Source organism: Psychrobacter sp. P2G3 (assembly GCF_001593285.1).
Lineage (GTDB): Bacteria > Pseudomonadota > Gammaproteobacteria > Pseudomonadales > Moraxellaceae > Psychrobacter.
The window spans coordinates 559,544-573,369 of record NZ_CP012529.1 but is presented as its reverse complement, the minus strand read 5'-3'; the positions used below and the strand labels follow the sequence as shown (position 1 = coordinate 573,369).

Sequence of the window (13,826 nt, the reverse complement as noted above, 5' to 3'; positions counted from 1 at the left end):
CTTTAACAACCTTTATTTTAATAAAACGGCTGACCATTCAGCCGTTTATTTTTATCCAAAAAACCTTTATTTCAGAAAACCCCTACTCCGAGTAATTCATTTAAGTAAATAGACTGAAGACAAGAAAAGCAGACGCTATGATTACTGATGTTGAAAAGAAAAAGATAAAGCCTAAGAAAACCCCAAAACAGAAGCTGTTATCAGTGCTTAAGACCGTACTGTTATATGGCCTAGTCTTTGTGGTGGTATATACTGCAATTAACTGGTGGCGACAACCTGTCATGCCAGCCAATCCGCAGCTGCAACTTACTGACTATCAAGGACAGGCAGTTGATTTGGCTGCTATGAGTGCGGATAAGCCAACGCTGGTATATTTCTGGGGTACATGGTGTCCGATTTGTAGCGTGACCTCGCCAACTATAGACAAGCTCGCAGCGGCGAATAACTACCCAGTAGTTACTATCGCTATTAAGTCAGGCTCTGATCAAGAACTTCACAGCTATCTTAATGAGCATGATTATAGTTTTACGACAATTAATGACCAAGAAGGCAATATTTTCGCCGATTGGCAGGGACAGGTCACACCTTCATATGTCATCTTAAAAGATGGTGAGATGACACAAGGATTGACAGGTATTCAGCCGCTTTGGTCGCTTAGATTAAGGTTGTGGCTTAGCTCAAATTTCTAATTTACTACAATTAATATAGATGGCTTACTTAGAGAGTTGCTTAATTTAAAATTCCATCTAATTGCATTAATAAGCCTACCGTAGGAGTAATTTTTCATCATATTTCAGGCATGGAGACAAAATTTGGTAGCGCCTTGATACGCTCTATCCAGCTCTGTATCGCTGGATAAGACTCTAGTGATACGCCGCCTTCGTGGCTAAGTGCGACATAAGGGAAGCAAGCTAAATCCGCTATCGTCGGCCGATCAAGCTCTAACCAGTCACGATTTGCTAGATGCTTATTTAAGATATCAAGGATGCGGGTTGACTTGCTCCTAGCCAAATCAATGTCTAATGGATAGCCAAACTTATCATGCAATCGGGCATCATTAGGGCCTCTGGCAATCTCACTTTCAGCGACCATCAACCACTGCACAACCTTAGCCTCATCAGCAGGCGTCGTTGGATACCAGTCCGTTCTATCAAACTTTCTAGCAAGATAAACAAGAATGGCTTGTGAATCTCTAAGAATTAAATCGCCATCAATGAATACCGGAATTTCACCAAAGACATTACGTTTAATAGATTCTTCATTCTTATGTTCACCTTCTAAAAAATCCACCGAGCGCAATGTATAAGGTTGTTGAATCAATGCTAAAAACAGCCGAACCTTATAGCAATTCCCTGATAACTCTAAATCATAAAGTTCCATGTCTGTTATTCCTATATTGTCTATAGTGGTTGTTGTCTATTATCTACAGTATAATAATGAGTATTTGCCGTCAATTTAAATCATTGAAAACATTATTAAAAACATTGTGCTTTTATATTGAAACGCGATACATACTGACCCCACCAGCAGCCCTATTCTCTAAAGAATCTAACCAATCAAATCATCTAGTGTTTTATATTCATAACCCAACGTCTCAGCAACTGCCTTATAGGTCATATAGCCTTGAGTGGTATTAACGCCTTTTGCCAGTGCTGGATCATCAAGACATGCTTGCCGATAGCCTTTTTTAGCTAGTGCCAATACATACGGCAAGGTGACGTTAGAGAGCGCTATTGTTGAGGTACGTGGCACTGCTCCTGGAATATTAGCAACCGCATAATGAATCACCCCATGCTTAATATAAGTCGGACTATCATGAGTAGTAATACGGTCGGTAGTTTCAAAGACGCCGCCTTGGTCAATAGCAATATCAATAATGACACTGCCAGCGCTCATTGATTTAATCATCTCCTCGCTGACGAGTTTCGGTGTTGCCGCTCCTGGAATCAACACTGCACCGATGACCAAATCACTTTCTTTTACACTTTTTGCGATGTTGACTTTGTTAGATATTAGAGTCTGCACATTATTATCAAACATCTCAGATAGCTGCTTGAGACGTTTAGGATCAAGATCCAAAATAGTAACGTCAGCACGTAGGCCAATCGCAATTTTTGCCGCTTCTGTACCGGCTACCCCGCCACCAATAATAGTCACTCTGCCCTTTTGTACGCCTGGAACGCCGACCAGCAAAATCCCTTTACCGCCATAAAAAGTCTGCAAAAACTGCGCACCAATTTGCGTACTCATACGCCCAGCAATTTCGCTCATCGGTGTGAGTAGTGGCAATGAGTTGTCTGTCAATTGCACTGTCTCGTAAGCAATACCGGTTACTTTATTATTGATCAACACTTTCGCAAGCTCAGGCTCGTTAGAGAGATGCAAATAGGTAAATAATGTTAAATCTTTAATTAAATACTTATATTCATTACTCTGCGGTTCTTTTACCTTAATGACCAGCTCAGCATTCCAAGCCTTATCAGCACTCTTAACGATAGTAGCCCCTGCCGTTTTATAATCCTCATCAGTAAATTGTGAGCCGATATCAGCATTACTTTCGACCAAAATTTCATGACCGTTGTCGACCAAGATACTAACCACACTTGGAGTCAGGCCAACACGATTTTCATTATTTTTAATTTCTTTAGGGATGCCTATTTTCATATTTCATCTTCCTTGATGAGAGTAATCTTACATTTCAGTAAAAAAAGTAAGCGATATGAGCTTAGCATTGTTTAACACCTTAACATCAGCTAAGACCCTGACAACTTAAGGTTATCATGCAGCAACCAACTGCTTAACGCAACAATCCCTACGGTAGAACACTCTACGGTAGGGATTGTTGTTTATCTATCTCAAATTCTGAACGAAATTGTTTATGACATAAAACGCTGCGCAGCGGGCATTTTGAGCATCAAGATCCAATAGATAGCACCTGCTGGAATCAAGCTTGCGTACCATGAGATACTTGAGAATGTTAACGCGACCCCAGTACCAATAATCATAGCGATGACTGCAGCCATATTGACGCCTTTATAAGGGCCATCTTTGTCATAGAGCTTATCGATATCAAGTTTTTGTTTGCGCAAGAAATAGTAATCTACTACTAAGATTGCAAATATTGGGCCCAAGAAGGCTGAATAGGTTTGAATAAATAGATTCAATCCTGCGGCAGATTCATCTTTTACCAGCTCCCAAGGGAAGGTACAGAATGCTAGCAAACCAACAATAACAGCCGCTGTTTTATACTTAAGGTTAAAGATATCCATTAACGCATAAGCAGGTGGAATAACGTTGTTTAAGATATTGGTCGTGACTTGCGCAAAAGCGATGAAAAGCATGGTGATAATCAATAAAGGCTTGTTATCGACGGCGCTAGAAAACACTTGAATAGGATCGACCTCACCAGTCGCACTAGTGACCATCACCCCAATCAACCCCATAAATAGTGTGGCAGGAAGAATTGAGTTGGCATAAATAACCACTTGACGGAATAGCCCAACATTCTTACGCAATTCTCTTGAATAATCAGAGACGTTGAGCATCATCGTGCTATAGACACCCAAGAACAACATCGTTGCACCCCAAAACGGTGTGCCCCATGTGCCTTCAACATTAACAAGGTTGGTAGAAATCGTAGCGCCATACTTGTTAATGACACTAAAAAACATGTATGCAAGTGAACCGATAATAAAAACGGAACCAATATTTTCAAGCCATTTGATTCCATGGAAACCAAGGACGGATAAACCAATTTGTAGGAATTGAAAGCCAATGAAGAAGACGACAATATTGTTGTAGCCAAACAAAGTATCAGATACCAAGTTTAGGGCTCCAGCACCAATCCAGCTCTGAAAGCCAAACCATACAATCGCTGGCACTGAACGCACGAGTGCTGGAATACGGCTACCGGAAAAACCAAAGGCAGAGCGAGTCTGCACCATGAACGGTATACCATATTTATGACCGGCTCGGCCATTAATCATCAGCGCTGCGCCAATAACGCTACAACCAATCGTAATGGCGACAACCACTTGTAGTAGATTTAAGGTGCCGACGAGGCCTGATCCAACCGTGAATGTCCCGATGGAGACACACCCACCTAACCAAGCAAATAAATAAGACCATGAGCCCATAATCCGCGTGGTTTGCGGTGCCAGACTTTCCTCTCCAACCGCCTTTCCAACCGTCTTATGATCGAGGGCTTTCACTCCTGCCGCAGCGACGGCAACTTTCGCATTTTCCATTACGTTCTCCTTCCTTGAGAAAGTTTATTGGTTAATCGTGGGTTATCTCATTTCAATTTATTTAACTCTGAATCGGTGCCGCATAGGCGCCAACTTTGCTTGTTTTCAAGCCGCAGCCAACCAAGGCCTCAACCATGCGCGTAGCAACAGCAACGCCATCAATGACAGGAACGCCAGTCTCCTCAGTCAACCACTCTGTCAAATCAGCCATACCAGCACAGCCTAAAACAACGGCTTCGCAGTTATCTTCACGTACCGCACGTAAAATCTCATCACGGACTTTTTCTCGTGCGCCAGAGCCAGGCTCTTCAAGTGCAAGTACCGGTATGGCAGCAGAGCGTACACGGCGGCAGCGATGGGATAAGCCATAACCATGAATAAGCTCTTCAATCACAGGTACAGATCGAGGTAAGGTCGTGACAACACTAAATGACGTCGAAATCATACTCGCCGCCTTGACTGCTGCTTCGCAAATTCCAAGAACAGGTCCTGAAAAAACTTCGCGGCAAGCGCCGATACCCGGATCATCAAAACAAGCAACCACCACCCCATCAATACCTTCTGCTTCAGCTTGCTGTAAACGTCTGATTAAACCAGGAACAGACAACGCTTCGTCGTGATGTCCTTGAATAGAGGCAGGAGCATCCGTTCCAGATGCGCCAATAATGGTAGTGCCAGCGCTGGCTTTTTGACGCGCACTTTCAACGATTTTATCTGTCATTGAAGTCGTTGAATTTGGATTCATTACTAAAATTTTCATAGAAGCTCGCTATTTCTCGTTTTCGTTGTCATTTTCGTTATTAGTTTCATTATTGATTTTTAGTTTTGTTGTTAATTACTCGTTATCAATTATTCAATATCGAACTGTCATCAAATAATTGTTGTTAACAAACATTGTTAACTATTATTGTTAACAAAACAATCAAAAATTTATAATATTTGTTGTGGCGATGAGGATGGGGCTCTATAATTGCGCCTATGAATATTGTAAAAACTAAAAAATCAGCTTCTGGGTTCGATGAGATACCAGAGCAAACGATCATTAACTCTATCACCGCTGCGGTGTCAGAGCAGCGTCTGCCAGCCGGAACAAAGCTAGGTGAGCAGATGTTGAGCGATCTATTTGAATGTAATAGAGCCAATGTCAGGCGTGCGCTTTCTACGCTTGCAACCATGCATGTGGTGCAATTACAGCCTAATCGAGGTGCTTTTGTATCCACGCCTTCGCCGAAAGAAGCTGGCGATGTGTTTGAAGCCCGCCGCACGATTGAGCGGACGCTTGCACGTAAGGTAATCAAGAACATCACTCCGCAAGATATTGCTGATATGCGCGCCACGATAGCCGCTGAGGCTAAAGCACGTGCGCAAGGCGATAAGCCCGCAGAACTTCGCTTGTCACGTACATTTCATATGCATTTGGCTACCATCGCTGACAACCAAGTCCTAGAGCGGTTTTTGAGTGAATTGACGCTACGTACTACCTTAATTATCGGCTTGTATAATAAGGTCGGATCGTCCAATTGTGCCGAAGATGAACATCTTGATATGGTACAGGCTATCGAAGCAAAGGATGAAGAACGCCTTCTATTATTAATTGACGAGCATTTGAATCATTTGGAGGCTGGGCTTGATTTTGAATGCTCTGCAAAACCATTCTTTAGCTTGGCAGAGCAGCTGACCATCGTACCGGTCTAACTTTTCAAAAAAACATGTGTTCAAGCACGTTAAAAGACCATGTACTATTTTAAGAGCATGGTTTTTAAACCTGATTAACGATAGGATTTCAGGCACTTTTAGATCTTTATAGAATCTATTTTTATTAGAAAGTCTTTCCTTCATCTCCTGTTATACATCTTGCCTTTTCTCCCCTAATTGTTCCTTAGTTATCCATGCTGTACTGGCATTTCTTTTGCAAGGCATTTATCTCAGTAGCGCGTTATGATTTTTGTACTTCTATTTAGGACTGATTATGGTGACGAATCAATTGGCAGCTAGAGACGATGTTAATGTTAGAGTCAAGGCTAGCAATTAAAGATCCTAATCTTGAAATTGACTAGCACAACACGCATATCTCAATGCAGCAGCCAATATAGTCGACTCACTCTAAAAAAAATACAATACTGCTGAGATGAATTTTTCGCAGCCTCTGTCTGGCTTGCGCACAGCAAGCGAGGAAAACTCATCCCAGCAGAACGGTGTTACAGTATGTACTCCTTTTATTTTGAACTGACTATATTACTAATACTCAGTACATTCCCGAAAATGATGTCAAGCCAACTCGCATCAACTACCCATTACCTAGCAACAGCTTCAATTTAGTGGTTGGTTCAATGGATGAAAGCCCCTATTTTTAGTCCCTTATTTATCCTATAATGGGTAGCTTTTATTTTTGCTAAACATGTCCGTTGGTTTATGAGTCACCTTATAATATTGCGCATCCTAACCCTTATCTTTCCACTGTATAAATAGAGACAAAGACAACGACTATGACCGAATCTATCGACTATAAAGACACGCTGAACCTTGCCGATACGCCCTTTGCTATGCGCGCAAACCTTGCCAAACGTGAGCCAGATTGGCTTGCTGAGTGGGAAGCGGATGATGTGTACGGCAAAATTCGCAAGGCGCGTACAGGTGCGACCAAATACATTTTGCACGACGGCCCTCCATACGCCAATGGTCAGATTCACTTAGGTCACGCGGTCAATAAAGTATTGAAAGATATTATCGTAAAGTCAAAAACCTTATCAGGATTTGATGCGCCTTACGTGCCCGGTTGGGATTGTCATGGTCTACCTATCGAGCAAAAAGTCGAAGCCAAAGTCGGCAAGGTCGGTCAAAAAGTCTCTGCTACCGAGTTCCGCGGTCTGTGCCGTGAGTATGCAAGCACGCAGATTGAGCTGCAAAAGGCAGACTTTAAACGTCTAGGCGTGTTTGGTGATTGGGACAACCCTTATCTCACGATGAACTTCCATCAAGAAGCCAACATCGTACGCGCACTGGCTAAAATTTATGACAATGGCCATGTGACCCGCGGTATGAAGCCAGTCAACTGGTGCTTGGATTGTAGCTCTGCCCTAGCTGAAGCCGAAGTTGAATACCAAGACAAAGTATCTGATGCTATCTACGTTAGCTTTGATGTGCTTGATACCGAAAAGGTTGCCGCATTGAGCAAAATCGATGGCAATATTGCAGCCGTTATTTGGACCACGACGCCTTGGACATTACCTGCTAACCAAGCGATCGCTGTACATCCTGAACATGACTATAGTGTCGTCGCGACTGACAAAGGTAACTTCTTATTAGCAACTGACCTTATTGAAACGGCATTAACCGAGCTTAAGCTCAGTAATAAAGGCGTATTGGCAACCGTATCAGGGCGTGAGCTTGAAGGTCTGCGTGCCCAGCATCCATTGATTGAAGATCGTCAAGTGCCGCTTATCTTAGGCGATCACGTAACCACCGATAGCGGTACTGGTCTGGTACATACTGCACCCGGTCACGGCCTCGACGATTATATCGTTGGTCTTAAATACAACTTGCCAGTTGAAAACCCAGTGAGCGGTACAGGTGTCTATTTAGAAAGTGCAGCGGTATTTGCTGGTGAGCATATCTATAAAGCCAATCCAAAAATCATCGCCACCCTACATGACAACGGACACTTAATTAGCCATACCAAAATTGAGCATAGCTATCCGCATTGCTGGCGTCATAAGTCGCCGATTATCTTCCGTGCAACGCCGCAGTGGTTTATCAACATGGAAACCAAAGGTCTGCGTGAGCGTGCGCTTGCGGATATTCCAGCGGTCAAATGGACGCCAGCATGGGGACAAAACCGCATTGAATCTATGATGACTGGTCGTCCAGACTGGTGCATCTCACGCCAGCGTACTTGGGGCGTGCCGATTGCCTTTTTCACTCATAAAGAAACGGGTGAGCTGCATCCTAATACGCTTGAGCTAATGGAAGTAGCCGCGAAAAATATCGATGCAGGCGGTGTTGAAGCTTGGTTTGATGCCAGTTGTGAAGACTACTTAGGCGCGGAAGCCGCTGATTATGATAAATCTACCGACACTTTAGACGTTTGGTTTGATTCAGGGACAACGCATTTTGCCGTTCTCGAGCAACGCGATGAATTAACCAATCCAGCTGATATGTACTTGGAAGGCTCTGACCAACATCGCGGTTGGTTCCAGACGTCACTGCTTACGTCTGAAGCGATGTACGAGCGCCCACCGTTTAAGCAAGTGTTGACCCATGGTTTTGTGGTCGATGAAAACGGTCGCAAGATGAGTAAATCACTGGGCAATATTATCACTCCGCAAGACGAGATTAATAAAACAGGCGCAGATATGCTGCGTTTGTGGATTGCGTCTAGTGATTATCGTTATGAGATGAGCGCGGGTAAAACGGTCTTTAAAGGCGCGATTGACATGTATCGCCGTATTCGTAATACCTTGCGTTTCTTGCTGGCCAATACCGATGATTTCGATCCAATAACCAACAGCGTTGATATCAATGAACTCGTCAGCCTTGATAAGTTCATCATTGAGCGTACGCAAACCGTGCAAGCACAGATCATTACTGCGTATGATGCCATGGACTTTCACCAAGTCACGCAACATATTGCAGCGTTTTGCTCGCAAGACTTGGGAAGCTTCTATTTAGATATTATCAAAGACCGTCAGTACACGACCCAAACTGATGGACAGCCGCGTCGCTCTGCGCAAACGGCTATTTATCATATCGCCCAAGCATTGATTCGCTGGATTACGCCGATTTTGTCGTTCACCGCGCAAGAAGCGTGGGAAGTACTACATAGCAACAATGCTGATGAAAGCGCTTATGTATTTACGGAAGAATGGTACGAGTTCCCAGAGTTTGAGTTAAGCGCCATCAGTACCGATGACTGGCAACGTATCATGCTGGCTAAAGATATGGTCAACAAACATATCGAAAACGCCCGCGGTGAAAAAATCATCAATGCTAACTTATCAGCTGACGTTGACTTATATGCCGACGGCGCGATGCATGCAAGCTTAGCCAAGCTTGGCGAAGAGCTACGTTTTGTACTTATCACTAGTAGCGCGACCTTAAAGCCGATGAGTGATGCACCTGCTGCTGATACAGATAATGCCGCAGAGCAAGCCGAAAATAGCACTGAAGAAATGTCAGACTTAGTGGTAAATGTTAGCGCCGCGACTGGTACCAAGTGTGTGCGCTGTTGGCACATCCGTAATGACATCGGTACAGATGCAGCACATCCTGAACTATGTGCTCGCTGCGTAACCAACGTCATTGGTAACGGCGAGGTGCGCCACTATGCCTAATTCTACGCCTAACCCAACGGACTCACCTGAAAATAAGAAGCCTGATATCGAGCTCGACAATGCACCTAGGCCTGCTCATGCGACCACGGGTAGCTCAACGACGCCGAGAAGTCGTTTGACCAAGACCCCAAAAATGATTGCAAATGGTAGCCGCGCTTTTATGTGGTATTTGCTGTCGCTTGCCGTGCTTATCATTGATCAGTGGACGAAATGGCTGGCTGAAACCAACCTGACATTCCATGAGCCAGTGCCCGTTATCGAACCATTTCTTAACTGGACCTTAGCGTACAATTATGGTGCTGCGTTTAGCTTTTTAGCCGATGCAGGCGGTTGGCAAAAGTGGTTTTTCTCGGGTCTTGCTCTAATCATGTCGCTGTTCTTGATAGGCTATTTGATAAAGGCTCCACGCCAAGCCAAGCTGCTATCTACAGGTCTAGCACTAGTGCTCGGCGGTGCAGTTGGTAATCTGATAGATCGCTTGCTACATGGTCATGTCATTGACTTTATTCATGTGCACAACGCGGATGTCTGGCATTATCCGATCTTTAATATTGCCGATATGGGCATCAGTATTGGTGTGGCGATGATTGTCATTGATATGCTGTTTTTAGAAAAGAAGCGTGAGGTTTAGCGATTATAATCGTAAATAGTTTTTAGATTTAGCAGGTGGGTTTACAAATACGTAACCCACCTTTTCTTTTGCCTGTTATTTTTGCTAAGTTAAGGTGTTGGAGCTGCTCCTGCTATACATTCCTGCTCATCTAACCAAGCGTAAGCAATTGGTAACGCATTTTGAACACACTTCAAGCAATTCTAATTCTCAACGTTGAGATTTTACCAAAGAGATTAATCGCCAAAAACTCAGGATTTCTTTGCTCACCTTTTTTAGCTGTTTATTTGCCTATTTATTTGTTTATAGAGCTGTAAAACTATGCTTATAAAGTGCAACTTATTATAACCATACAACATACAAGCAAACGATGGAAAATAATTTAGAATAAGTTATAAAATAAGATTTTTGCACAAATAAAAGGGTTTTTCTATGTCAAACACTCAAACAAGACCTATTTATCAAAAGAAAATTTCTGCTTCTAAAAATTCTAGCAGTGAGCGCACTGATTCTAATACCCTGACTTTGTCAGTATTACAGGCAGATATCACCACGCTAAACGTGAATGCCATTGTCAACGCCGCCAATTCAAGTTTGCTTGGTGGCAGCGGTGTAGATGGCGCGATCCATCGAGCGGCGGGGCCTGAGCTACTAGAATACTGCCGCACACTAAATGGCTGCGCGACAGGCGATGCCAAGATCAGTCCGGCATTTAATCTGCCCTCTCAGTATGTAATTCATACTGTAGGACCTGTTTGGTATGGTGGTCATGATAATGAGGCAGCGTTACTTGCTAGTTGCTATCAGAACTCGTTGAATTTAGCGATTGAAAACAATCTTGCCAGTATTGCCTTCCCCGCTATCAGCACTGGCGTGTATGGATATCCGCTGGAGCAAGCGACTGAGATTGCGGTTAATACTGTCGAAGAATATATGCAAAGTGGCTTAAAGAAGGCAGCTGACCTTTCAATCCGTGAAGTGATATTCTGCTGCTTTTCGGCAACAGATGCCGCGCTTTATAAGCAAGTATTAGAGTTGCATTGAAACAACTATTATAAAACTATCCACCAAAAAAATAGCCACTACATATAGTGGCTATTTTAATATGCTAACTTTGCAATTTATCAAAACATTTAGCAATCAATCATCTGCGTGGGTTTGCTCAAATTCAGCATGTTCAACTTGGTACAAGGCACCAAGACGTTGCTGTAAATCCGTATCTAAAATCTTTTCCGCTTGTTTGAAAAACTCATTTTCTTCTTCTTCTAAATGATGACGTACTTTATGAATCAAATCTGCACAAGTCTTATCCCACTTCTCTTGTCCAATACGACCATCATCTAAAGTCTCCATCATCTCATCCATCTCATGATGCTCAGTAATGGCGTGACGAGACAACTCCAGACCTTCATCATGCTGCATAACTGGTACATATAGATGACGCTCTTCAGCCGCTGCATGTGCCTGTAGCTCTAGTTTAAGATCCTCATAAACGGCTTTACGCTGCGCATCACTCTCTGTTTTTTCAAGCTTGTCGCATAGCTCGCGTTGAACCTCATGTTTTTCAATTAACGCCGCAAAAATATCTTGTTTCAAATCAACGTCAGTATCGTTACTCATGGATTTTTCCTCTTTTAAATTATCTATGTATCAACTATTTAAATAGTTTTATTAAATATCTCAATATAATAACAATATTAAAAGCGATTATTGTCATCTATCAGTTATCGATAGACTATCGTTTAGTTAACATCATCTACTAGATCTTGATGGGTTAAGCCAAGCCACAATAATCAAACCAAGCCACACCAAAAACTGACCTACAACAGCGCTTCCAAAATGCTAAATTGTCCACCTGACAATATAAACAACAACCCTGCCATATTAATCACTACCGTCAAATAGTAAGTCATCCGAAACTCAGGCTTTTGTGATTTATGACGCAAATACGTCTGTGCGACCATCGCTCCTACCCAGCCACCAAGTGCACTTAATAGATGCAACGTTGTTTCGGGCGTACGCCAATCACCATTTTGGGCAGCGGCTTTGTCTTTGGCATACATTGCGTAAGTTATGAATCCTAAAGCCACATACCAACCTATCACTAGCCAGCTGAGCTTGTCTGTTGCAGCCAATAGGATTAACACGCCATAAAAACCAATACCGAGGAACAAACGCTTCTTTTGTCCCTCCTCAAATTCTGCTTGTACACTGCGCTTTTGATTACGTTTACGAATTTGTTGATTCTTTTGTGCCATTTTTTGTTGCACGAAGCTCAGCTCTTGTACTTGTTTAGCTTGCAGGCGACCCTGATTATCTCGACCAATCGTAAAGACGACTGACTCGCCAATCTTGGGGCGACGCTGGGCTTTGAACTCGCTAACATGAAAAAATACGGACTCACCAACCTCAGTTTCAATAAAGCCAAAGCCTTTATCTTCTTGCCATTTGTTAATATGACCTTGCTGTTTAGTGCTTAGGTTTTTCGTTTTCGTATTCATAGTTTTTTTATCATCGATTATTTTTACAACTATTATATAACTTTCCTGCACTCACAAAAAAAGCTAAGAGCTTTACTCTTAGCTTTTTTACTGCTTATAAAGTGTCTAATAATATATGAAAAACCATATCTTTCAAACAATAGAGGAAAATATAAAGTAATTTTCCTTATTTACTAGCCTTTTACTCTACAGCATTAGCTGATAAGAAAAGCGACTTTGATAAAGATGAGAAGAAATCCTGATATATTTTAGGATTCTCAATTGGCTTTAGGTTGTACTGAGCGTTAGCTCTAACGATTACAGACTTGCTAGAAGAAGAAGGTCTCGCGGTTACAGTCATTCTAACCTTGTTGCCATTGTATAATCTTGTAGCCGAAACTGTACCAAGGTCAGTATCAGCCTTATCAATTACAAAGCTCAAATCCTGTAACGTTGATATGACATTTCTAACAATTATAGTTTTATCACTAGTATCAAAAGATCTAGTTTGCATACTACGTAATTCTACTTGATTGTCAGCGCCTAAAATTCTGGCATCATGAGTTGTAGCACAACCAGTAATCAAAGTTAGACAAGCTGCGAATAAAGCTATTTTTAATGTATTCATATTTTTTGAGCCTCTAAGAATACTGATTTAGATAGTTTGTTAAAGAACTCAGCATATAGCTCTTCGGTTTTCATTGTTTCGGCTTTGGTTACTTGTCCTTGTGTATTCGTCACAATGCGTTGGAAAGTAGCTCTAGCTAAATAACCGTTTTTATTATTTTTAGACGGCAACGTTACGAAACTAACTTTTATTTGTTGCTGGCTATCAATCGACATGTTTCCGCCACCAAGTACAGCTAGCAATACAGCACCCGCTATCTGCGCATTGTTAGTAGCATCTACAGTTTTAGACGCGGTCACAACACCTGATTTTGTCTCTGTTTCATCTATTGAATATCCCATGTCTTGCAACACAGCTACTCCAGCTGAAAGAAGTTCTACTTCGTTATTTGTTTCAAAAAATCTCGACTGCAATTGTCGATCTTGTAGTGAAGTCTCTGCTACTTGGAATAAGTTTTCTGGTGCAGTTGTTGCACAACCTGTTATTCCTAAAGCGCAAGCAACAAATATGTATTTAAGCTTTTTCATTTAG

At 42.4% G+C, this 13,826-nt stretch carries 13 protein-coding genes; 5 read left to right on the top strand and 8 right to left on the bottom strand.

Going from position 1 to position 13,826, the window contains the following annotated elements; translation table 11 throughout:
* Positions 1 to 137 precede the first annotated feature (137 nt).
* A complete protein-coding gene (locus AK823_RS02400; protein ID WP_068325915.1) occupies positions 138 to 689 on the top strand; it encodes a protein disulfide oxidoreductase in 552 nt (183 codons plus the stop codon).
* A gap of 97 nt (positions 690 to 786) precedes the next feature.
* Here AK823_RS02400 and AK823_RS02395 read toward each other — a convergent pair whose 3' ends face one another.
* The 4 genes from AK823_RS02395 to AK823_RS02380 form a co-directional block, all read right to left on the bottom strand.
* Positions 787 to 1,380, bottom strand: a complete 594-nt coding sequence (locus AK823_RS02395) for a glutathione S-transferase (protein WP_068325913.1) — start codon at positions 1,378 to 1,380, stop codon at positions 787 to 789.
* 168 nt (positions 1,381 to 1,548) lie between these two features.
* On the bottom strand, positions 1,549 to 2,664 hold the full coding sequence (gene ald / locus AK823_RS02390) for an alanine dehydrogenase (protein WP_068325911.1): 1,116 nt from the start codon (positions 2,662 to 2,664) through the stop codon (positions 1,549 to 1,551).
* Between the two features lie 212 nt (positions 2,665 to 2,876).
* Complete coding sequence (locus tag AK823_RS02385; RefSeq protein WP_082785610.1) at positions 2,877 to 4,247, bottom strand: NCS1 family transporter; 1,371 nt, start codon at positions 4,245 to 4,247, stop codon at positions 2,877 to 2,879.
* A 61-nt stretch (positions 4,248 to 4,308) separates the two neighbouring features.
* Positions 4,309 to 5,007: an aspartate/glutamate racemase family protein gene (locus tag AK823_RS02380; RefSeq protein ID WP_068034421.1), complete on the bottom strand. Its 699-nt coding sequence runs from the start codon at positions 5,005 to 5,007 to the stop codon at positions 4,309 to 4,311.
* A gap of 218 nt (positions 5,008 to 5,225) precedes the next feature.
* Between AK823_RS02380 and AK823_RS02375 the strand changes: the two genes are divergently transcribed.
* The 4 genes from AK823_RS02375 to AK823_RS02360 all read left to right on the top strand — a co-directional run bounded on the left by AK823_RS02375 (position 5,226) and on the right by AK823_RS02360 (position 11,231).
* On the top strand, positions 5,226 to 5,942 hold the full coding sequence (locus tag AK823_RS02375) for a GntR family transcriptional regulator (protein ID WP_068034418.1): 717 nt from the start codon (positions 5,226 to 5,228) through the stop codon (positions 5,940 to 5,942).
* A 791-nt stretch (positions 5,943 to 6,733) separates the two neighbouring features.
* Positions 6,734 to 9,577 (top strand): isoleucine--tRNA ligase, encoded by a 2,844-nt coding sequence (gene ileS / locus AK823_RS02370; protein ID WP_068325908.1) that lies wholly within the window; start codon positions 6,734 to 6,736, stop codon positions 9,575 to 9,577.
* Entirely contained in the window at positions 9,570 to 10,208 is a 639-nt protein-coding gene (gene lspA, locus AK823_RS02365) for a signal peptidase II (RefSeq protein ID WP_082785609.1), read from the top strand. The genes ileS and lspA overlap by 8 nt, the downstream gene beginning before the upstream one ends.
* 411 nt (positions 10,209 to 10,619) lie before the next feature.
* Positions 10,620 to 11,231, top strand: coding sequence for an O-acetyl-ADP-ribose deacetylase (locus AK823_RS02360; protein WP_082785608.1), 612 nt, complete (start codon positions 10,620 to 10,622; stop codon positions 11,229 to 11,231).
* 96 nt (positions 11,232 to 11,327) lie between these two features.
* Here AK823_RS02360 and AK823_RS02355 read toward each other — a convergent pair whose 3' ends face one another.
* The 4 genes from AK823_RS02355 to AK823_RS02340 form a co-directional block, all read right to left on the bottom strand.
* On the bottom strand, positions 11,328 to 11,807 hold the full coding sequence (locus AK823_RS02355; RefSeq protein WP_068325902.1) for a hemerythrin domain-containing protein: 480 nt from the start codon (positions 11,805 to 11,807) through the stop codon (positions 11,328 to 11,330).
* Positions 11,808 to 12,007: 200 nt separating this feature from the next.
* On the bottom strand, positions 12,008 to 12,688 hold the full coding sequence (locus tag AK823_RS02350; RefSeq protein ID WP_068325899.1) for a DUF1294 domain-containing protein: 681 nt from the start codon (positions 12,686 to 12,688) through the stop codon (positions 12,008 to 12,010).
* 181 nt (positions 12,689 to 12,869) lie between these two features.
* On the bottom strand, positions 12,870 to 13,295 hold the full coding sequence (locus AK823_RS02345) for a hypothetical protein (RefSeq protein ID WP_068034411.1): 426 nt from the start codon (positions 13,293 to 13,295) through the stop codon (positions 12,870 to 12,872).
* Entirely contained in the window at positions 13,292 to 13,822 is a 531-nt protein-coding gene (locus tag AK823_RS02340; protein WP_068034410.1) for a hypothetical protein, read from the bottom strand. Before AK823_RS02340 ends, AK823_RS02345 begins: the two co-directional genes overlap by 4 nt.
* Positions 13,823 to 13,826: the final 4 nt, after the last annotated feature.

Bases quoted from the DNA above. Each gene is read 5' to 3' on its own strand.
- lspA (WP_082785609.1), top strand. From the start codon at position 9,570: ATGCCTAATTCTACGCCTAACCCAACGGACTCACCTGAAAATAAGAAG.
- ald (WP_068325911.1), bottom strand. From the start codon at position 2,664: ATGAAAATAGGCATCCCTAAAGAAATTAAAAATAATGAAAATCGTGTT.
- AK823_RS02345 (WP_068034411.1), bottom strand. From the start codon at position 13,295: ATGAATACATTAAAAATAGCTTTATTCGCAGCTTGTCTAACTTTGATT.
- AK823_RS02375 (WP_068034418.1), top strand. From the start codon at position 5,226: ATGAATATTGTAAAAACTAAAAAATCAGCTTCTGGGTTCGATGAGATA.
- AK823_RS02400 (WP_068325915.1), top strand. From the start codon at position 138: ATGATTACTGATGTTGAAAAGAAAAAGATAAAGCCTAAGAAAACCCCA.
- AK823_RS02395 (WP_068325913.1), bottom strand. From the start codon at position 1,380: ATGGAACTTTATGATTTAGAGTTATCAGGGAATTGCTATAAGGTTCGG.
- AK823_RS02360 (WP_082785608.1), top strand. From the start codon at position 10,620: ATGTCAAACACTCAAACAAGACCTATTTATCAAAAGAAAATTTCTGCT.
- AK823_RS02350 (WP_068325899.1), bottom strand. From the start codon at position 12,688: ATGAATACGAAAACGAAAAACCTAAGCACTAAACAGCAAGGTCATATT.
- AK823_RS02355 (WP_068325902.1), bottom strand. From the start codon at position 11,807: ATGAGTAACGATACTGACGTTGATTTGAAACAAGATATTTTTGCGGCG.
- AK823_RS02380 (WP_068034421.1), bottom strand. From the start codon at position 5,007: ATGAAAATTTTAGTAATGAATCCAAATTCAACGACTTCAATGACAGAT.
- ileS (WP_068325908.1), top strand. From the start codon at position 6,734: ATGACCGAATCTATCGACTATAAAGACACGCTGAACCTTGCCGATACG.
- AK823_RS02340 (WP_068034410.1), bottom strand. From the start codon at position 13,822: ATGAAAAAGCTTAAATACATATTTGTTGCTTGCGCTTTAGGAATAACA.
- AK823_RS02385 (WP_082785610.1), bottom strand. From the start codon at position 4,247: ATGGAAAATGCGAAAGTTGCCGTCGCTGCGGCAGGAGTGAAAGCCCTC.